Source organism: Vreelandella lionensis (assembly GCF_044543515.1).
GTDB classification, from domain to species: domain Bacteria; phylum Pseudomonadota; class Gammaproteobacteria; order Pseudomonadales; family Halomonadaceae; genus Vreelandella; species Vreelandella lionensis.
In genome coordinates, this window is sequence record NZ_JBITWC010000030.1 from 12,307 (window position 1) to 33,363 (window position 21,057).

General features: G+C 55.5%; 17 protein-coding genes. 1 reads left to right on the forward strand and 16 read right to left on the reverse strand.

Translation table 11 applies throughout. From position 1 onward, the window contains the following. Positions 1 to 14: 14 nt before the first annotated feature. The 8 genes from arsJ to ACIGG6_RS16250 form a co-directional block, all read right to left on the reverse strand. Complete coding sequence (arsJ, locus tag ACIGG6_RS16215) at positions 15 to 1,181, reverse strand: organoarsenical effux MFS transporter ArsJ (RefSeq protein ID WP_399845897.1); 1,167 nt, start codon at positions 1,179 to 1,181, stop codon at positions 15 to 17. 49 nt (positions 1,182 to 1,230) lie between these two features. Beyond that, entirely contained in the window at positions 1,231 to 2,262 is a 1,032-nt protein-coding gene (locus tag ACIGG6_RS16220; RefSeq protein ID WP_399845861.1) for an ArsJ-associated glyceraldehyde-3-phosphate dehydrogenase, read from the reverse strand. Between the two features lie 127 nt (positions 2,263 to 2,389). Further along, positions 2,390 to 3,229, reverse strand: coding sequence for a phosphate ABC transporter ATP-binding protein PstB (gene pstB, locus ACIGG6_RS16225; protein ID WP_044630110.1), 840 nt, complete (start codon positions 3,227 to 3,229; stop codon positions 2,390 to 2,392). A 23-nt stretch (positions 3,230 to 3,252) separates the two neighbouring features. Further along, positions 3,253 to 4,419: a phosphate ABC transporter permease PstA gene (pstA, locus tag ACIGG6_RS16230; protein ID WP_399845862.1), complete on the reverse strand. Its 1,167-nt coding sequence runs from the start codon at positions 4,417 to 4,419 to the stop codon at positions 3,253 to 3,255. Between the two features lie 18 nt (positions 4,420 to 4,437). Then, the gene (gene pstC / locus ACIGG6_RS16235) at positions 4,438 to 5,688 is read right to left on the reverse strand and encodes a phosphate ABC transporter permease subunit PstC (RefSeq protein WP_399845865.1); all 1,251 of its coding nucleotides are present in this window, start codon (positions 5,686 to 5,688) and stop codon (positions 4,438 to 4,440) included. 146 nt (positions 5,689 to 5,834) lie between these two features. Then, positions 5,835 to 6,848 carry a substrate-binding domain-containing protein gene (locus ACIGG6_RS16240; RefSeq protein WP_399845866.1) on the reverse strand — a complete coding sequence of 338 codons (1,014 nt, stop codon included), beginning with the start codon at positions 6,846 to 6,848 and terminating at the stop codon, positions 5,835 to 5,837. A gap of 117 nt (positions 6,849 to 6,965) precedes the next feature. Beyond that, on the reverse strand, positions 6,966 to 7,697 hold the full coding sequence (locus ACIGG6_RS16245) for a sulfite exporter TauE/SafE family protein (protein WP_399845869.1): 732 nt from the start codon (positions 7,695 to 7,697) through the stop codon (positions 6,966 to 6,968). Continuing rightward, entirely contained in the window at positions 7,697 to 8,890 is a 1,194-nt protein-coding gene (locus tag ACIGG6_RS16250; RefSeq protein ID WP_399845871.1) for a multidrug effflux MFS transporter, read from the reverse strand. Before ACIGG6_RS16250 ends, ACIGG6_RS16245 begins: the two co-directional genes overlap by 1 nt. A 150-nt stretch (positions 8,891 to 9,040) precedes the next feature. Between ACIGG6_RS16250 and tal the strand changes: the two genes are divergently transcribed. Continuing rightward, a complete protein-coding gene (tal, locus tag ACIGG6_RS16255; RefSeq protein WP_399845872.1) occupies positions 9,041 to 9,979 on the forward strand; it encodes a transaldolase in 939 nt (312 codons plus the stop codon). A gap of 60 nt (positions 9,980 to 10,039) precedes the next feature. Here the strand turns inward: tal and ACIGG6_RS16260 are convergent, their stop codons facing one another. The 8 genes from ACIGG6_RS16260 to ACIGG6_RS16295 form a co-directional block, all read right to left on the reverse strand. Next, positions 10,040 to 10,558 (reverse strand): STAS domain-containing protein, encoded by a 519-nt coding sequence (locus ACIGG6_RS16260; protein ID WP_083024539.1) that lies wholly within the window; start codon positions 10,556 to 10,558, stop codon positions 10,040 to 10,042. Further along, a complete protein-coding gene (locus ACIGG6_RS16265) occupies positions 10,548 to 11,741 on the reverse strand; it encodes a PP2C family protein-serine/threonine phosphatase (RefSeq protein ID WP_399845873.1) in 1,194 nt (397 codons plus the stop codon). Before ACIGG6_RS16265 ends, ACIGG6_RS16260 begins: the two co-directional genes overlap by 11 nt. Positions 11,742 to 11,749: 8 nt before the next feature. After that, the gene (locus tag ACIGG6_RS16270; RefSeq protein ID WP_399845875.1) at positions 11,750 to 12,571 is read right to left on the reverse strand and encodes a VacJ family lipoprotein; all 822 of its coding nucleotides are present in this window, start codon (positions 12,569 to 12,571) and stop codon (positions 11,750 to 11,752) included. Positions 12,572 to 12,636: 65 nt separating this feature from the next. Further along, positions 12,637 to 13,758, reverse strand: a complete 1,122-nt coding sequence (locus ACIGG6_RS16275; RefSeq protein ID WP_399845877.1) for a beta-ketoacyl-ACP synthase III — start codon at positions 13,756 to 13,758, stop codon at positions 12,637 to 12,639. A gap of 107 nt (positions 13,759 to 13,865) precedes the next feature. Next, positions 13,866 to 17,777, reverse strand: coding sequence for an ATP-dependent RNA helicase HrpA (gene hrpA / locus ACIGG6_RS16280; RefSeq protein WP_399845900.1), 3,912 nt, complete (start codon positions 17,775 to 17,777; stop codon positions 13,866 to 13,868). A 203-nt stretch (positions 17,778 to 17,980) separates the two neighbouring features. Next, positions 17,981 to 19,654, reverse strand: a complete 1,674-nt coding sequence (locus ACIGG6_RS16285) for an AMP-binding protein (protein WP_399845879.1) — start codon at positions 19,652 to 19,654, stop codon at positions 17,981 to 17,983. Positions 19,655 to 19,819: 165 nt separating this feature from the next. Further along, positions 19,820 to 20,599: a class II glutamine amidotransferase gene (locus tag ACIGG6_RS16290; RefSeq protein WP_399845881.1), complete on the reverse strand. Its 780-nt coding sequence runs from the start codon at positions 20,597 to 20,599 to the stop codon at positions 19,820 to 19,822. 27 nt (positions 20,600 to 20,626) lie between these two features. Continuing rightward, complete coding sequence (locus tag ACIGG6_RS16295; protein ID WP_399845884.1) at positions 20,627 to 21,052, reverse strand: hypothetical protein; 426 nt, start codon at positions 21,050 to 21,052, stop codon at positions 20,627 to 20,629. Positions 21,053 to 21,057 lie beyond the last annotated feature (5 nt).

Genomic DNA, 21,057 nt, shown 5'->3' on the forward strand with positions numbered 1-21,057 from the left:
ATGGTGCACATCGCTCACGCTGCCTGCTTAGGCAATGCAAGGGCCATCATAGAGCTTGCCGCCACCAAGGCAGCCGCCACCCAAAGGCAGGCACTCAGGCCGTATTCCATGTAGAGCCACCCGGAGAGCAGCGTGCCGACCAAGCGCCCCATGGCATTGGCCATATAGTAAAACCCTACGTCCATCGAGACGCCGTCAGCGCGGGCATAGTGAACGATCAGATAACTGTGCCAACTGGAGTTCACGGCAAACAGCACGCCAAACGCCAACAGGCCCACCACCAGCCAGCCCACCTGCGCCAAGGGAAGTAGCGCTAGCACAATGGCCAAAACGGCCAGGGCGGCGGCCCAGCCAGCGGTGATGGTTCTCGCATCGCCTTTTAGTAAGGCAGTGAGCTTCGGCGCTTGGGTTTGCACTCCGCCGTACCCAATAATCCAAGCCGCTAATAGACCGCCCACGGTCCAGTGGCTCCAGCCGTGCTGATCATAAAGAAAGACCGGCAGCGCCACGACAAACCACACATCACGAGAAGCAAACAGACAAAACCGCGCGGCAGAGAGCACGTTGATAGCACGGGATTTTGAAAAGATCTCGGAGAACTTGGGTTTGACTTTTTGCTTGCCTAAATCTGCCTTGAGGCGCCAGAGCGATAGTAGCAGCACAGCACCCAGCATGATGGCCATGGCAATGACCGCCCCACGAAAGCCAATCAGCGTGAGCAGCACACCGCCAACAAAAAAGCCCAGGCCTTTCAGGGCATTTTTAGAGCCAGTCAACATAGCGACCCAGCGGTATAAGGCGCTGTTGGCATTGGCACTCGTGGTCGGCACCAGCACCTTCACGGCGCTTTTTGCGCTCATTTTATTGAGGTCTTTGGCAATGCCTGACAGCGCCTGGGCGGCCATGACCCACACCACGGTCAGCATGCTCGCCGGTACCATTAGCATGGCGAGCGCCACAATTTGCAGCCCTAGCCCCACATTCATAGTGCGGTTCAAGCCCAGTCTCGCCCCTAGCCAGCCGCCCACCAAGTTCGTTACCACGCCAAACGCTTCATAGAACAGAAACAGCATGGCGATTTGCAGCGGCGAGTAACCGAGCTGGTGGAAATACATCACCACCAGCATCCGCAGCGCGCCGTCAGTAATGGTGAACGCCCAGTAGTTGCCGGTAATCAGCATGTACTGGCGCACCTCGAACGGTAGCGCCTTAACGTTATTCAGCAGCGATTCAGCCACGACCAACCGGCTCCCCACCAACCATACGTGCCAGCTCGGTGGTACGATTGGCGTAACCCCACTCGTTGTCGTACCACGCGTAGAGCTTTAACTGAGTGCCGTTCACCACCATTGTAGAGAGGGCATCAATAACTGAGCTACGCGGGTCGGTGCGGTAGTCGATCGATACCAGCGGGCGCTCCTCATAACCTAGGATGCCTTTCAGCGGCCCTTCGGCGGCGGCCTTGAGCGCTTGATTCACCTCATCAACGGTCACTTCTCGTTCAAGCTCGAACACCATATCGGTGAGCGATGCATTAGCCAGCGGTACGCGGATCGCGTGGCCGTTAAGCTTGCCTTCCAGTTCAGGGAAAATCGCCGTAATGGCTTTCGCCGAGCCCGTGGTGGTGGGGATTAGGCTCATGCCGCAGGCGCGGGCCCGGCGCAGGTCTTTGTGGGGTGCATCCAAAATAGTTTGGGTATTGGTAATGTCATGCACGGTGGTCATGGAACCGTGGCGAATACCAAAATTCTCAAGAATTACTTTAACGACCGGCGCTAGGCAGTTCGTGGTGCAGCTAGCGGCCGTAACAATACGGTGCTTGGCTGGCTCAAACAGGTGATCGTTCACGCCCACCACCACATTGAGCACGCCCTCCTCTTTCACCGGTGCACTCACCACCACGCGCCCAACGCCTTGATCCAGGTAAGCATTCAGCTTGTCGGTACTTTTCATTTTGCCGGAGCACTCGATGACCACATCGCAGCTGGACCAGTCGCTTTCCGCAATGGTTTTATGAGTGCTAAAGGCCACCTCATATCCATCAATGACAATGGCATCCTGACGCGCCGCCATGCCCTGCCCCGGCGTCCATTGGCCGTGGACGGAATCAAACTCCAATAAATGGGCAAAGGTGGCCGCATCACCACCGGGGTCGTTAATACGTACCAAGGTCACCTCGCCTGCCGCCACCTGCGGCCAGAGGCTGCGCAGCGCTAGGCGTCCAATACGGCCAAATCCGTTAATACCGATGCGAAGTGACATAGGGTTGTCTCCAAATATGCAATTAAGGCCAAGCCTACCGTTTATATACGAAAAAACATATATCAGTAGTCAAAAAAACGCTGCTTGAAAGCCCGCCATGACAGCGGGCCAACAAACAGCGATCTATTTAGCCGTAACGACCAGAAATATAGTCTTCGGTTTTCTTCTGTGCCGGGGTCGAGAACATTACTTTCGTATCGTTGTACTCGATGATTTCCCCCAGGTGGAAGAACGCCGTGTAGTCCGCCACGCGCGCCGCCTGCTGCATATTGTGCGTCACGGTCACGATGGTGAATTGCTCTTTCAGCTTATCCATCAAATCTTCGATGGTGGCCGTGGAGATCGGGTCCAGGGCTGAGGTCGGTTCATCCATCAAAATGACGTCAGGCTGTACAGCGATCGCCCGAGCAATGCACAAACGCTGCTGCTGACCACCAGAGAGCGAGGTGCCCGGCTCTTGCAGCTTATCCTTCACCTCGTTCCACAAACCGGCATCGCGCAGGGCCTTCTCGACCAGCTCATCTTGATCGGCTTTACGGCTCACCAAATCGTGCATACGCGGTGCGTAAGCGATGTTCTCGTAGATAGATTTCGGGAACGGGTTAGGCTTTTGGAACACCATCCCCACCCGGCGACGCAGCGCCACTTCATCCATCTTGCCAGCATTCACATCCTGGCCGTCCATCTCCACCAGACCTTCAATATGCACGCTGGGAATCAAGTCGTTCATACGGTTCAAGCAGCGCAAAAAGGTCGACTTACCGCACCCCGAAGGGCCAATCAGCGCGGTCACGTTCTTCTGGAACAGGTCGATATTCAGCCCTTTCAACGCTTGGCTCTTGCCGTACCACAGGTTGAGGTCGCGAACACGAATACTGAGGTCGTGGCATGCTTGCTCATTACGTGTGTAAGGCTGGCCAACGTCTGGTGCATGCTGCTGATTCATAACGGGTGCTTGGCTATTCATAAGGTGTCCTCTTGGGCGCCGGCTTACCAGCGACGCTCGAATTTCTTGCGTAGCACAACGGCAAAGGCGTTGAGCGAAATCAGCACAGACAGTAGCACTAGGATGCCACCAGCGGTTTTTTCAACAAAAGCCTGTTCCGGCTCACCTGACCAGGTAAAGATCTGTGCAGGCATAACAGTTGCTGCCTGAGTAAAGGAAGCGCCCACATCCGGAATAAAGGCCACCATGCCTACGATGATCAGCGGTGCGGTTTCACCCATCGCCTGGGCCAGGCCGATAATCGAGCCTGTCATGATACCGGGCATCGCCAGCGGCAGAACGTGGTCGCGCACCACTTGCCAGCGCGAGCAGCCTACACCAAATGCCGCGTGGCGAATGGAATCCGGCACGCTACGCAGAGCGGTACGGGTGGCAATAATGATGACCGGAAGCGTCATCAGCGCCAGCGTCATACCACCTGCCAACGGTGATGAGCGCGGCACGCCGAAGAAGTTGATGAAAATCGCCAGACCCAGCAAACCAAACAGAATCGATGGAATCGCTGCCAGGTTGTTGATATTGATCTCAATAATCTGGGTAAAACGGTTATCCGGGGCAAACTCTTCCAGATAAATAGCCGTCATCACGCCGATGGGGAAAGAGATCAGCAGCGTCACGATCATGGTCATGATGGTACCGACTACCGCCGACAAAATACCGGCGTTCTCGGCGATTTTCGAATCTCCCGAACCGAAGAACGTTTTGTTGAAACGCAAATCAACCTGACCTGCAGCAACGCGCTCATCAATTTCGGTCTTTTCTTCATCGCTCAGGCGGTTACGATGCCCTTTCAGGTACTGGTCCACTTCGCTGGTGGCTAGCATCCAGCGCTGCTCAGAAGTGCCGATCATTTCTGGGTTGTTGCGCAGCTGTAGCGGAATAACGCGTACCACCGTGCGGCTAATAAGTGGTATCAAATCCTCATCAAACGCTTGGCGGCCATCGCGGCTCGCTTCTTCAGTGTAGCGAACTTCGGTATTGATATAAGCCTGCTGAAAAGCAGGTAGGCCTTTGCTCAGCATGTCAGCAAAGAACAGCACTAAAAATAGTCCTGCTAAGCCCAGCGCGCCCATGGAGGCCCACTTCAGGCGTGCCGACTTACGGTGACGCCGCTTAAGCTGCTGGCTGATCTCGTCAAAAGAGTGGCTCATCGAATCAGTTCCTCGGCGTTACAGGTTGTTCACGCGGTATTTTTCGCGGAAGCGGCGAATCATTAACACAGATACCAGGTTGAGCGTCAGGGTCACGACAAACAGCACAAGACCCAGCGCGAATGCAGAGAGCGTTTCGGCACTCTCGAACTCTTGGTCGCCAGTCAGCGATGCCACAATGCGTACGGTCACGGTGGTCATATCTTCTAGCGGGTTGGCCGTTAGGTTCGGGCGCATACCGGCCGCCATCACCACAATCATGGTCTCGCCCAGCGCTCGGGACATGCCCAGCAGTGCGGCAGAGATAATACCGGGCAGCGCCGCAGGTACGACCACGTCACGGATGGTTTCACCTTTCGTCATCCCTAGTGCCAGCGAGCCTTGACGCATGCTGTCAGGCACAGAGTTAATCACGTCATCAGAGAGCGACGAGATAAACGGGATGATCATGATGCCCATCACGATGCCAGGGGCAACGGCGTTGTTATAAGAGGCATCCAGGCCAAAAAAGCCGGCGATGTTGACGATGATAGGTGCAACGGTAATGGCGGCGAAGAAGCCGTAAACCACCGTGGGAATACCTGCCAACACCTCGAGCACTGGCTTAGCGATCGTACGCACCCGCTGAGGAGCATACTCGGACATATAAACAGCTGACAGCAAGCCGATAGGCACTGCCACCAACAGCGCAATGGCAGTGATCATGAAGGTACCCGCGAACAACGGTACCGAGCCAAATTCAGCGCTGCTACCGTCACCGCGTCCGGCGGCGGCTAGGAAGCTAGCCCCGGGGTTCCAAGTAGTGCCAGTAATGAAGTCCCAGAAGCTGTGCATTTGGAAAAAACGCAGCGCCTCTGAAATGATCGAAAAAAGAATACCGAAGGTAGTGAAGATCGAGATCATCGCCGCGCCGGTCAGCACCCAACGAATCACCCGTTCAATGGCCTGACGAGCATGAAAATGTGGCTTCACTTGAGCCACACCAACTGCCAAACCAGCCGCAGCGACCACTAAACTCGCTGCCAGCAAATACATGGGCGGAATATCCGCTCCTAACAACAGTAGCAGCAGTGAACCCAGCGCCCCCACCAGCACCGCAGGCCCTGCCGTTGAGAGAACAGCAAACCACGCATACTGATCAGGCTGTGCATACATCGCCGTGCCAGAAGCACGCACTCGCGCAGCCTTCGCTCGACCTACAAAAAAGGCCACTAGCCCAAGCAGCAAGAGCACTGTGCAAAAGAGTAAAAGTAGCTGGTTAGTTTGCATCGAATTTCTCTCGCATCACCTAATGAAATCGTGTTGGCTGCTACTTTGGATTAAAAACATGACAGCAATATGACAAAGGCAGCACACCCCAAAACAAATGGCCGGCAGCATTCGCTACCGGCCATGTACTCGCTATGTGCTAGCGATTATTTCAGGTCAGCCGCCACCAGCTTGGTGCGGTCAGCCACTTTCTGACGCGATTGCTCACGCTCTGATTCCGGCAGCGGAATCAGGCCGAGGTCGATCAGGTAACCATCGTCACCGATCATCTGATCTTCCATGAACATGTTGGCATATTCGTACATCGGCGGTACTTCGTCAGCGTGCTGGTTCTTCAGGTAGAACCACAGTGAACGAGCAACCGGGTACTCACCAGAGCTAATAGCTTCTACTTCAGGCTCAACACCGCCAATGGTCGCACCCATGATGGTGTCCGGGTTTTCGACCAGGAAGGAGTAACCGAAAATACCGAAGGCGCCAGTGTCTTCCGCCAGACGCTGAACGATCAGGTTGTCGTTCTCACCCGCGTCGATATAAACGCCGTCGGTACGAATGTCGGTGTAACCTTCTTCACCATAGATATCCATCTCGGAAGAAGCGGCTTCCATGACCAGCTCTTCGAACGCGTCGCGGGTACCAGAAGTGCTGGGCGGGCCATAGATAGAGATGGCGCGATCCGGCAGAGAAGCGTCGATGTCGCTCCAGTTGGTGTAGGGGTTTTCTACCAGCTCGCCGTCTACCGGCACCTGTGCAGCTACCGCCAGGAAGATTTGCTCAAGCGTCAGGTCGATCGGTTCGTTAGTAGCGGCTAAGCCCAGAACGATACCGTCAGAACCGATTTTCGCTTCGGTGATATCAGTTACACCGTTCTCTTCGCAACGCTCAAGCTCAGAAAGCTTCATGCGACGAGACGCGTTGGTGATGTCCGGCGTACCTTCGCCAACACCGTTACAGAACAGACGAATACCACCGCCAGAACCTGTAGACTCGATAACCGGCGTCGGGTAGTTGGTCAGCGCGCCAAACTCTTCAGTAACGTAGCTGGCGAACGGATAAACAGTACTGGAGCCGACGATACGAATCTGGTCACGTGCTTGTGCCACACCGGCAACGCTCATTACAGCCGCCGCGATAACGGTGGTTTTTAGAATACGGTTCATGCGAAATACTCCTGTCGATGTAGGGTTCTGGCCTTCGCATGACGTACTTTGCACTGCTTCGATGACATCTTTATGACATCGAAAAAAACAGCCAAACTTTTTGTTCGGCTGCTTCGCCTATAGCAGTAAGCCAAGCGCTGCGAGGGTGCATAACCCCAATGACAAGCGCTGCAGCAGTTGTTTATCCAATCGATGGGCGATGGTATCGGCCAGTGCATTGCCCAGTAAGACAGCAGGAAGAAAGGTAAGCGCCAGCTTGAAGTGCCAAACGCTGATCTGCCCTGCCAGCGCCAGCGTCAGCAGGGTTAATAGAGAGGTCAGGACAAAAAAGGCTGCTAAGTTGCCGCGCATGCGGTCAGGTGAAAAACCATGCATCAGTAGCACAATGGGCGGCCCGCCGATGGCCGCCACCGTCCCAAAAGCGCCGGAGAGAATACCCGCCACAAATAGCGTGAAGCGGTTCACCGGCAGTTCGAAGCGGCATACCGTGACCAGCACAGCAAATAGCACGATGGCGGCAATTAACTTTTCCAGCACAACCATCGGCGCTGCCAGCAACAGCCAAATGCCCAATCCGTTACCCGGTAAGCGTCCAATCAGGGCAACGCCTATTTCCCTTAACCTCACCTCATGCCAGTAACGGCGCACCATCATCAAAGAGACGGTGAAACCAAACAGCACCAAAATCACCGGCACCAGCCGTGGCTCTATCATCAACAGCAGTGGCGCACCTACCACCGCCAAGCCAAAGCCCGTGGCCCGCTGTACAAAGGCACCTAACAGCAGTACAGCTGCGCAGGCTAGCCAGCTATCCAAGGGCATCTCTAACCACTGCAGCAGGCTATCCATTACAACGCGTCATCCGCCTTTGGGGCTTGGGTTAGCATTCTCACACCGATATTACCCAGCAGGGCAGCACCTAGCATGGTCAGCACCATGGGCCATAAGTGCTCAACCTGGAACAGCCCTACTAAGACACCTGCCAGCGCCCCACAGCTAAACTGTATGCCACCCAACAGCGCTGTCGCGGTGGCACTTATATGGCCAAAATGATCCAACAATGAAGAGATGGCGTTGGGCGTAATCAGGCCAATCATGCCCGTAAACATCATCACCAGTGGCACCACCACATAGAGCGACGCCACGTTAAGTGCCGTGGCCAACACAAGACCCAGGGCGGCCACCAGTTGAACAGCCAGACCTAAGCGCAGGTTCTGCTGTGGCGTGCGCTTGCGCAGCAAGTGAATATTGACGCGGTTGGAGAGAGCAATCACCACTACGTTCACCCCAAACACCAGTGGGTAGACGCTTGGCGAAAGCGAAAAATAGTCCAAGTATAAAAATGGCGATGCGGTCACAAAGGCAAATAGCCCGGCAAACGAAGCGGCTACCGCACAGATATAGCCCATGCCCTCTTTATGGCGCAGCACGCTTGCATAGTTGCGGATCACTTGCCGAGGCGAGGCCGCAGGCAAGTTGGTATCGCGGGTTTCAGGTAGGCGCGTACCTAACAGCCAAAGTAAGAAACCGGCATAAACAGCCAGGAAAACAAAGATGAGCCACCAGCCAGCAATGTGAAGCAGCAGGCTACCCACCGCCGGTGCCACCAGCGGGGCTAGCATCATGATCATGGCCATGGTGGACATCACCTTAGCCGCCTCACGACCGCTGAAACAGTCACGCACGATGGCGGCCGAGTTCACCACACAGGCGCCGCCCCCTAACGCTTGAATAAAGCGCCAGACTAGTAGCGACGTTAAGCTATCGGCAGTGGTAATCATTAGGCTGGCCAGCATAAAGACCACTAGCCCACTTAACAGCACCGGCTTCCGGCCTAACCGATCTGATAACGGCCCAAAGCAGAGCTGGCCCAATGCAAACCCAAACAAAAACATACTGATCGAGAGTTCAGTATGGTGAATGCTGGCATTAATACTCTCGGCCAGTATGCCGATGGCAGGCAGATAGGCATCAATCGCGAAAGGCGCAAGCGCTGTGTTGGCGGCCACCAACCAAGCCACCCGACGAGGATTAAGTTCCATAAGCCTCCTTAAAATGGGCATAAAAAAAGCGGCGCGTGCCGCCGAAAAGGTAGGCCGCTAATCATAATCGATTTCAATTCATTTGTCGGTGTCTGTTCGTCACGCGCGGCCCTTGCTAAAGTAACCCACAGGACAACCAAGGAGCATTGCATGGCCACTAGCCTATTAAGCCAATTAAAAGAAATGACCACCGTGGTTGCTGATACGGGCGACCTTGAGGCTATTCGCCGCTTCCAGCCCCAGGATGCAACTACCAACCCCTCTCTCATCCTTCAAGCTGCCCAGCAGGAAGAGCGCCGCGCTCGCTTGGCAAGCATCGCCAAAGAGAGCACCGATCTCGACGACGCGGTAGACCGTGTCGCGGTGGATATTGGCAGCGAGATTAGCAAGCTGGTGCCGGGCTATGTGTCGACAGAAGTCAGCGCCCGCCTCTCGTTTGACCGTGATGCCACCATTGCCAAAGCGCACTCGCTAATTGAGCGCTATGCCCAGCATGGTGTCGGCCCTGAGCGTATTTTGATTAAAATGGCGTCCACCTGGGAAGGCATTCAAGCGGCCCGCCAGCTTGAGCGCGATGGCATTCGCACCAACCTGACGCTGCTGTTTGGCTTTGCTCAGGCACAGGCCTGTGCCGATGCTGGCGCTACGCTGATTTCACCGTTTGTGGGCCGTATTCTCGACTGGCACAAAGCGCGCTCGCCGGAAGCTGACTTCAGCGGCGCCAATGACCCTGGCGTACAATCGGTTAAGCGTATTTATGACTACTACAAGGGACACGGCTATCCAACGATTGTGATGGGAGCCAGCTTCCGTAACGTAGGCGAAATACAAGCCTTGGCAGGTTGTGACCGCCTCACTATATCCCCTGCGCTGCTTAACGAGTTAGATGAACTACAGGGCGACCTTCCCCGCCAGCTAACGCCCATGGGTGCCAGCAGCTCAGCAGAGCAGGCGCTAGCCCAAGCAGATTTTCGTTGGGAAATGAACGAAGATGAAATGGCGTCTGACAAGCTAGCTGAAGGCATTCGTAAGTTCATGGCCGACCAGCGCAAGCTTGAAGAGCTACTCAGCACGCTACGCAAACACTAAGTATATTAATACTCACAGCGACGTAGCAGCGCCCTCTTATCTTTAGGGATGGAGGGCGTTTTATTTATGAACGGTAGAGGATTGCGATTCAAGCATTTCAACCAGCGGCTGAAACTGCTCGCGATTATGCTCATTCATGTGCATTAGAATGCGGTGAGCTTCTAAAATACGATCGCGCAAACCCTCTTCATCTGCCGGTACTTCTGGCAAATCTTCTAATGCAGAACTTAACCCCTCAGTTTGGTTTAATGGCGCTTCCATCAAGGTAAAAAAACGCGCAAAACCCATGACGTCCAGCATCTGACGCACGTCGGGGTTATCGGCAATAATCGTCGGAGGCTGTTCCAGCCGCCCTTTAACCGCCATGGCTACTTTGGCCAGAAAACCCAGCGCCGTTGAGTCGACATTGGTCGCTTCGCGCAGGTCAATCATCACCGCCTGAAGGCCAGGGGTTTCAGCAAGACGTTGCGCTTGGGTATCTAGCGTGGCGCATAGCGTTAACCGCACATCGCCACAGAGCTTTAACACAAAAACACCAGAGTTGAACGCCGCTTTAATGCGGCCCTCTTCAATCAGCATGACCAAATCCGCTCACCATCATGATTGTCAGGTCATCGGGTAAAGCATCGCGGTCCTGGTTCGCCTCATCATCCTCATCGCCCTCTATCAAAAGCGAATTGGTTTTGGCTAGCCGATCGCGCAACTGCTCAAGCGTGACACTTTCGCTAACGAGTTGCTCAAGTTCCGTGAGCCGCGTGTCGAGCGTTTTACCCGGCAAGCATTCCAATACACCGTCTGAACACAGCCACAAACGAAAGTTGGCCGGTAAAGCACAGCTAAGCGCAGGATACTCCACATCTGGGAAAAGGCCTACCGGCATTCCCTCCCCGGTTAAGCGCTCCAGCTTACCGTCAGCCGCCAACAGCGGCATCGGTAGCTGTGCGCCGAGCGAATAGTGAAGAGTATGCGCTTCATGGTCAATAACACCGACGAATAACGTGGCATGCTTACCAATGTTGGTATCCTGAAGCTCACGATTCATCGCCGCTAACCAATCAGGCGGCAGCCGCTCTGGCGCTTGGCCATCCCACTCGCTTAACCATCGGTTGCACAGATACTTCAGCAGCACCGTGACAAAGGCCGACGACGCTCCATGCCCAGAGACATCGGCAAAATAAAACGCGCTAAAACGGTCGTTATAACGCTGATAGTCGAGAAAATCCCCCGACAAATAAAGCGACGGCGCAAACCAGTAGTCGTAATAAACGCCGTTGATCACTTTAGGATGCGCTGGCAACAAACGCCGCTGAATATGCCCCCCGCTTTGCTGGTCCATCCGCAGTAGCGCGAGGTGGGTCTCAAGGCTCTCATTGAGTTCAGCGAGACGTTCACGATCACGATCACGCTCTTGGGCCAAGGTGTGAAGCTCAATCGCCTTACGAATCATTCGGCGCAGCAGTTCGGTATGTCGCAGTGGATGGACGATGTAGTCCACTAGCCCCACATCAATGGCCTTGATCAAGTCTGCATCTTGACGGGAATCGCTGACGACCAGGGTTGGCAACCGGTGAGTCAACTGAGACCACTGCTGACGGGGCACTGCCCGGGCATGGGCCACAATCAGCGCCGTGCCGCTAGGCAGATGGTCAATGTTCTCTGCAGCAAACACCCACATGCCGTCGCAGGTAATCGCCTCAGCCAGCGCATCGCGCTCGGGGCCGGGCTCGTCGATTACCGCGATCAACTGCTTAGCGTGATCCATGTTAGGCCTCAATCGGCGAAATCGTCGTCACCGAAGTCGGTATCGTCGAAGTCAAAATCATCTGTGGCAAACGGGTCTTCGCCAAGCACGCCGTCATTCACCTCAAACTGGCGGCGCTGCAAATAGGCATCGCGGACAAACCGATAGCGATCCCCCGAAATCAACGATTCTTGGTCTAACAAGCCCGCGCGAAGGTGAATAATATCGAGTGCCGTTAGGCCTGCACGTAGCTGGTGATCGTCCATATACGTAATGGGATGCGCTGCGAAATCGGCTGGCAAGCCAGAGGCATCCCTGAGCGTGCGCGGACCTAGCAGAGGTAACACTAAATAGCGCGAATCCTCCCACCCCCACACGGCCATGGTTTGACCAAAATCTTCTTTATCCGCGGTAATTTCCATGAGCGTGGCATAGTCAAGCAAGCCGCCAATACCCACCGTCGAGTTGATCAAAAATCGTGATGTTGCTAAACCCGCGTTGGTGGGTTTGCCCTGCAGCAGGCTATTGAGCGCGGTACGCACTTCACCTAAGTTGGAGAAAAAGTTGCCAACCCCAGTTTGCACCGGCTCGGGAGTGACTGCCTTATACCCTCGTGCAACGGGCTTGAGGGCGTAGCGATCCAGCACATCATTAAACGCGAACACACGCCGGTTGAAACCTTCCCACGGATCCTGCGGGTCTGCCGTTACACGCTCTTGTGCAGCGTCTCCCTCTTGAGAAGACCCCGTACTGGCACACCCTCCCATGCTTAACGTGGCTAGCAACACGATAGGCAACAGCTTCTGCCATGTGCTTAGACCCTCTTTTTGCGGTGCCAACAGCCTCAGCATGCGATTTCCTCTTTCAACATAGAACGCTATTCCTAACATAACCGGTGATAGGCAACATCGGCCTATTACTGGCGACGTAGCACCACACTGCCTGCACTGTACCCCGCCCCAAACGAGCAAATAACGCCGATATCCCCTTCCGACAGTGCCTCACGGTGAAGATGGAAAGCGATAATCGAACCCGCTGAGCTGGTATTCGCATAGCGATCTAAAATAATCGGTGCCTGTGCTTCGTTGGGCTCTTCACCCAGTACTTTACGTGCAATCAAATCGTTCATGTGACGGTTGGCCTGATGTAACCACATCCGCGTTAAATCCGCCCCCGACAGCTCTAATGAAGCGAGATGATCAGTGATAAGCTTAGCGACCATAGGGCACACCTCTTTAAAAACGCGGCGCCCTTCCTGAACGAACAGCTTATCTAACGCCTGCGGATCGCTATCGGTCACGCGGTTTAAAAAGCCTGCGTTATTGCGAATCGCATTAGAAAACTTCGTCACCAGTCGCGTTCCCAGAATTTCATAGCGCTCATCGGCCACGGCAACATCGCTATTTTCTAGTACCATAGCCGTACAAGCATCGCCGAAAATAAAGTGGCTGTCACGATCTCTGAAGTTCAAATGCGCAGAGCAAATCTCTGGATTCACAATCAGCGCGCGTTTTACGCTGCCTGACGCAATCGCATTGGCCGCTGTTTCTAAAGCGAACGTGGCGGAGCTACACGCCACGTTCATATCAAAGCCGTAACCCGATGTTCCCAACGCCTGCTGTACTTCTACCGCGACCGCCGGGTAGGCACGCTCTAGGTTTGAACAGGCCACAATCACCAGCTCAATATCGGCGGCATCGACCTGTGCCGTTTCTAGCGCCTGACGCGCTGCCTGGGTCGCCATGTCACACTGAATAGATGGTTCATCATTATGACGTTGAGGCAGTTTAGGCCGCATACGCTCAGGGTCAAGGATCCCTTGGGCATCGAGCACATAGCGACTTTTAATTCCCGAGGCTTTCTCAATAAATTCACTGCTGGAATAAGCAAGTGCTTCTTGCTCTCCACGCGCGATGGCATCCGCATGCTGGGCGTTATGGAGATCAACCCACGCGTTAAAAGCAGCGACCAACGCCGCGTTATCAATGGCGTTTTCCGGTGTATAGAGTCCTGTACCGGTGATCACTACATTGGTCATGCCTGTCTCCTTATTACGGCCTCAAGGCAAATAGCCGAAACCGTCAGTAAAATAGCGTATGGCGAGGTTGTCCACCCCACTCTATCTAAGCGCTTTCTTGTGTAGCATTAAACGCTGGTAATTTCTTCCCAACGCTTTTCCAAGCGCTTCACGGATACCGGCATCTGAGTGCCTAGCTGCTGGGCGAAGAGCGATACGCGCAATTCTTGTACCCACCAGCCAAATGCCACGAGTTCAGGGTCTTCAGCGGCGCCTCTACGTTTGCTTTTTCGCCGCTCATCAAAACGTGCCTCTAGGGCTTGGACATTCTGCATCATCATTTGGTCACGGCCGCGTTCACGGGCCGCTTTTTCGAGGCGGATAAGAGCTGCTTCGGTATAGCGTGGATACTCGCTAAGCCACTCCCCTGCGTCACGAATAAAGCCAGGATAAACCAAGCGCTGCATCTGCGCGCTCACATCGCTGTAAACGAGCGCTAGGGCAAAGTTAAGCTTCCCTTTAAGCACTTTGGTCACCGCTAGATGCCCTTTAAGCGCCTCTTCAATGCGCGTCAGCAACGATGTTGCATAGGGAATCAGCTCACTTTCGGTTGCTTTAAGCCGCTCGGTGAGCTCATTGGCAGAGCGTGGCAACGGATGTGTTGCCACCACCTGCGTGAAGACCGCCAGCAGCAAATCATCCACTAATGCTTGTTTACTACCCACTTTAGCAAAGAGTAGAGCGCACTTTTCCACGCCAGGTAAGCGCTTGATGGCTTTGACCTGTTCCGGCCGCTTGGCGATGGCCAAGCGTGCCACGCCTTCCTGGTGAACCGCCGCCGCCTTCGCGGGATGATCAAAAAGCGCCACTTTAAAGCTATGGGCCTCGGCCATTAGTGCTGGGTAGGCTTCCACTCGGATACCGGCCTGAGTCGTTACCCGCGACTCGGGCAGCGGCGACTCTGGTAACTCATCCAAGGCGGGCGCTTGGCTTGCCTGATCGGCCAGCGCCTGGGCGCCTGCACTCGCCGCCTCTTCGAAACGCCGCTCCAGCGCACGCACATCGCGTCCTTGGCCCAACGTTTTACCCGCATGATCAACGACCCGCACGTTCATAATGAGGTGCGGCGGCAGCAGATCGAGACGCCAATCATCCGGGTGAACGCGGGTAGCAGTGCGGCGACGGATAAACTCCCCCAGCGCTTCAGTGAGCGGCCGCTCATCGGGCACCAGCATCTCCAGCGCGGCATCGACCCAGTCGGGTATGGGTACCACTTGGCGACGAATACTTTTCGGCAGCGATTTTAGTAGCGCAATGCACTTTTCACGCAACAGCCCCGGCACCAGCCACTCCAACGCGTGCACAGGCAGCTGCGGCAACATGGCGGCGGGCACCGTAAGCGTCACACCATCATCGTCGGCGTCCGGGTCAAAGTGGTAGCTGACCGGATACGCTACGCCAGACAGCGTTAAGTGATCAGGGTACTGCGCCTGAGTAACATCGTGAGCATCACGGGCCTTTAGCGCATCGATATCAAACTTCAGCAGCGCGGGGTCTTGGCGCTCGGCCTGCTTGCGCCAGTGTTCAAAGCCCTTGCCGTTAACGATATCGGTGGGTATCCGCTCGTCATAGAAGGCGAACAGCGTCTCTTCGTCGACCAAGATATCCCGTCGGCGGGCACGATCTTCTAGCGCCTCTACCTCTTCGATCAGCGCACGGTTATGGGTAAAGAATTCTCCTTTGGTTTGGAACTCGCCTTCCACCAGCGCACGACGAATAAACAGCTCCCGCGACTCCTGGGGCGCAATTGGCCCGTAATGGACGCGACGGCGCGCCACAATCGGCAGGCCAAACAGGGTGACCTGTTCAAACGCCACGACCTGAGCGCGCTTCATTTCCCAGTGAGGCTCGCTGTAGCTGCTTTTCACCAGGTGCTGCGCTTGTGGCTCGATCCACTGCGGGTCGATCTTGGCAACGGTGCGCGCAAACAGCTTGGTGGTTTCAATCAGCTCGAAGGCCATAACCCACTTGGGCGTTTTCTTCGCCAGCCCAGAGCCTGGGTGAATCATGAACTTGCGGTTACGCGCACCGAGGTACTCTCGGTTCTCAAGCAGCGTCCCCAAATTGGAGAGCAGGCCAGACAGCAGCGCCTGATGCAGCTTGCCCGACGTTTTTCGCCTTGCTTGCTTGGCCTGCTCTTCGCTCTCGCTCTCATCACGAGGCAGCGGCGCAGGTACCTCAATGTCCATATCCCGCAGCAGTTGGCGCAACTGGCGGAACGTATCGTGCCACTCGCGCATGCGCAGGTAGTTAATATAGTGGTCACGGCACCAGCGGCGCAGTTGGTTGCCCGATAACGCTTCACGAGCATTCTCGATGCCATGCCATAAATTTAGCAGCGCAACGAAATCGGAGTCTGGGTCATGCCAGCGCTGGTGAGCTTGGTCAGCGGCTTGGCGCTTGTCGGCGGGCCGGTCACGAGGGTCTTGAATCGCCAGCGCAGAGACCACGACCAGCACGTCCCGCAGGCTGCCTCGCTCTGCACCGGCCAACACCATACGGGCCAAACGCGGGTCAATGGGTAGTTTCGCCAGCTTACGCCCCAGGGCGCTAAGCTGTTGCTTATCATTCACTGCGCCCAGTTCAAATAGCAGCCGGAAGCCATCTTTGACAAAGCGGCCATCGGGCGGATCAACAAAGGGGAAGTCTTCAATATTGCCGAGCTTGAGCGCCAGCATTGAAAGAATGACCGATGCTAGGTTGGTGCGCTGAATCTCCGGGTCGGTAAACGCGGGGCGTGACAGAAAATCCTCTTCGTCGTAAAGACGAATACAAACGCCTTCCGCAATCCGCCCACAGCGGCCTTTACGCTGATTGGCGCTTGCCTGACTGACCGGCTCAATGGGCAGCCGCTGGATTTTCGCCCGGTAGCTGTAGCGGCTAATGCGTACAAGGCCAGGGTCGATAACATAGCGAATTCCCGGCACGGTGAGTGAGGTTTCAGCCACGTTAGTCGCCAGTACGATGCGACGCCCCCGGTGGGGAGCAAACACCCGGTTCTGCTCCTCATTAGAGAGCCGTGCATACAGCGGCAGAATCTCGGTGCCTTTTAAATCCGCGCGGCGCAGCGTATCGGCGGTTTCACGGATTTCCCGCTCGCCGGGTAGAAACACCAGCACATCGCGGGGGCCATGCAGCCAGCCTTTTTCACGCTCGATTGTTTCGATCTCGTGCACGGCATGCAAAATCCCCTCCTGCAGCGTGCGGTCATCCTCGTCCTCTTCGCTGCGCACCAGCGGGCGGTAGTGGACATCTACCGGGAACGTGCGGCCTGACACCTCGACCACCGGCGCAGGCGTGTTAGGCGAGCCGAAATGGGCCGCAAAGCGCTCTACGTCGATCGTTGCGGAGGTAATGATGACTTTCAGATCAGGACGCTTTTGCAGCAAGCGCTTGAGGTAACCCAGTAAGAAATCAATGTTGAGGCTGCGCTCGTGAGCTTCGTCGATAATCAGTGTGTCGTAGCGCAGCAGCAGCGGGTCGTGCTGCGTCTCAGCCAGCAGGATGCCATCGGTCATCAGTTTGACGAGTGTGCTCGGCGAGCTTTGGTCGTTAAAGCGCACCTGATAGCCCACCTGCTCGCCTAGCGGCACGCTCAACTCTTCCGCCAGCCGCCCCGCGACACTGCGTGCCGCCAGCCGCCGTGGCTGCGTATGACCAATCAGGCCTTTCCGGCCACGGCCAAGCTCCAGACACATCTTGGGCAACTGAGTGGTTTTACCCGAGCCGGTTTCCCCCGCCACCACCACCACCTGGTGGTCACGAATCGCAGTGAGAATATCCTCACGGCGCTCTACCACCGGCAGCTCTGCCGGGTAATCCAGCGTCACGCGTAGGGCTTCGCGCTGCGCCAGCAGTTGCTTAGCTTTGTCGACTTCTCGCTCCACCTCGTTCAAGCCGCGGTCGATCGGCTTCTTATCTCGCTGCCGACGCCGCAGGCCCGCCACACGACGCGAGAGCCGCTCCTGATCACGCAGCATAACGTGACTCAGCGACTCAGTGAGCGCTGTAAGCGAGGGGGCGTTGTCTTGTGGGGTATCGATGCGGGATGAGTGCGTGTCGGTGGTCACGTTAGGCTCGGTTCCATCTCAGAATAAACGTCGGCCCACTCGTAAGTGGGCCGACCATTGTAACGCTTTCGCGAACGAGACGCCTAACGCCTGCTTGACCGAGTGTTCAACCCTTACGGCGCATGGGTTGTTTCCTGGTCGCGGAGTTGGCGACGCAGCACCTTACCGACGTTGGTTTTCGGCAGCTCGTCGCGGAACTCGATGTACTTCGGCACTTTATATGCGGTGAGTTCTTTCTTACACCAAGCGCGCAGCGTTTCAGCGTCAAGCTGGCTGTTTTTGGACACCACAAACAGCTTGATGGCTTCACCCGCGTTTTCATCGGCAACACCAACGGCCGCCGCTTCCAGCACATCGGGGTGGGCGGCTACTACGTCTTCAACCTCATTGGGGTAGACGTTAAAGCCCGACACCAGAATCATGTCTTTTTTACGATCAACGATCTTGATATAGCCATCGTCCTGCAGCACGGCGATATCGCCGGTATGGAACCAGCCGTTTTCATCAATGGCGTTGCGCGTCTCTTCTTCACGCTGCCAGTACCCTTTCATGACCTGCGGGCCTTGAACGCAAAGCTCGCCCGGCTCGCCAAGCGGCACATCGTTACCATCAGCATCGACTACTTTCACCGAGGTGCCCGCAACCGGCTTACCAATCGTGCCCAGTTGAATCGCATCGTTAGGGTTGAAGCTGACAATCGGCGAGGTTTCCGTTAGGCCATAGCCTTCGGCGATTGGGCAGCCGGTGGTCTCTTCCCAGCGCTGTGCCGCCGCTTTGGTTAACGCCATGCCGCCTGAAATGGTCAGCTTCAATTTGGAGAAGTCGAGCTGCTTGAAATCGTCCCGATTGCACAGCGCGTTAAACAGCGTATTGAGACCGATAAACCCCGTGAACGGCAGCCCCTTCAGCTCTTTAACGAAATTAGGCAAGTCACGGGGGTTAGTGATCAACAACGAATGGTTGCCAGTTTCCATTAAGAACAGACAGTTAACAGTAAAGGTGTAGATGTGATACACGGGCAGCGGTGCAATCACCAGCTCTTCGCCGTCCGTGAGATGCTCGCCAATCGCTGAGCGCGCCTGGAGCATGTTGGCCACTAGGTTCCGGTGGGTCAGCATGGCACCTTTGGGCATACCGGTGGTGCCGCCGGTGTACTGAAGCGCCGCTAGGTCATCCATATTGCGCTCGACGGGGGTGTGCTTCAGCGACGCCCCCTTCTTCAGAGCATCTCGGAAACCGACGGCACTCGGAAGCGAATAGGCAGGCACCATTTTTTTAACGTGCTTCACCACCGCGTTGATCAACCAGCGTTTAGGCGCATCGTGCAGATCAGCAAGCTGTGTGACTAAGACGTGCTTGATATCCGTTTTATCGAGCACTTTTTCTAATTTGTCGGCCATATTGGCCAGAATCACAATGGCTTTGGCATTGGAGTCTTTAAACTGATGCGCCATTTCCCGCTCGGTGTACAGCGGATTGGTGTTGACCACTACTAACCCCGCCCGCAAAGCACCAAATACGGCGACAGGAAACTGCAGTACGTTCGGCAACTGAATGGCGATTCTGTCGCCCGGCACCAAATCGGTTTCATGCTGCAGCCACGCAGCAAAATCAGCTGAAAGACGATCAAGGTCGGAAAAGCTCAGCGTCTTGCCCATGCAGGTGAAGGCGGGCTTGCTGGTAAAGCGCGAGACGGCTGACTGAAAAACATCCGTAATAGAGCTGTACTGTTCCAAGCCTTCAAGCGCTGGGCCGCGTAAAATGGGGGTGCTGGCGTGTTCGCTCATGGGCAATCTCCGCTATCCGTGTCGATGTTTGACCGACCTTGTTATTGTGGCGAGGTTATTTAAAGAGACTAAACGCCAACGATATACGACGTTCAAGATACTGTAAAACGATCGATTGAAACTTACGTTTCAACTTTAGCTTATAACCCATAGAAATGGATAACACTATGGGCAGTATCGAGCGTGAATTTCTCCTTCCCGCCATACCAATAGCTCCCCAGGCACCATCCGATGCCACGCCTCGTTTTGGGTTAGCGGCTCAGTGGCAATAACAGAGACAATATCGTGTTGGGTCGTATGCTCGATGAAGTTCACGGTTATCTCCGCATCGGATAGCTCCGCCTCTCCAAAGGGAGCACGCCGGGTGATATGCGCTAACTTAGTCGAGCAGTAGCTATAAAGATAGATGCCGTCAGAGAGGAGTAAATTAAAAACGCCCAGCCCTCTTAGCTGCTCGCAGAGGTCATGGAGCTTTTCCCAAAGCGCTTCTGGGGCAGCCGGTGGCGTTGGAAACACCCGGCGCAACTCGCCCATTAACCAGCAAAACGCGTGTTCGCTATCGGTATTGCCAACCGGGGTGTAAACCCCCAAAGGCAGTTCCTGCCAATCACTTAATTGCCCATTATGGGCATAGCACCAGGGCCGCCCCCACATTTCACGAGTAAAGGGGTGCGTGTTGGCCAATCGCACGCCGCCTACGTTGGCTTGGCGAATATGGCTGATGACGACGTTGGACTTAATCGGGTAATCACAGATCAAGCGGGCAATCGGTGAGTCCACGGAAGGATGCGGGTCTCTAAATTCGCGATAGCCGCCCTCTTCATAAAAGGCGATGCCCCACCCATCACGATGAGGGCCGGTGCCCCCACCGCGGTGTAAAAAGCCGGAAAAGCTAAAGCAGATATCCGTGGGCACATTAGCGCTCATACCCAATAGCTCACACATTGGCCCACTCCCTTGATGCCAGTCGCATTAACGGATAACCGGTTCGCGGCGGCGAGTAGGCTGTGGGTCCTCCTCCACTTGGCGAGGTGCAGGGGTATCATCGACCCGAGCCGGGCGACGCCACCACCAGAGGACTATCCCAATCCCAGCACCGACGGCAACACCCAACACTAACCAGAGCAACCCATTGCGCAAAGCACTCGCGCTGTGCTCGAAAAAACCAACGGCCGCTACCATGGCAGAAGGTGCCCATCCGCTGTAAAACTCACCCTCTTCAATCAGCGGCAGTCGATAGCTGGCTGGCATCCACATCGCCCCGGCCACGCCCCATGTCACGATAAGCCGTGGCAAACGCGGCAAAAATGCCATTCCAAAGTAAACCGCTAGCAGCACCAGCAGCGAAAGACCGTAATAACTGAACCACAGCAGTGACATTGAGTCTGCAAACAGCATAATAC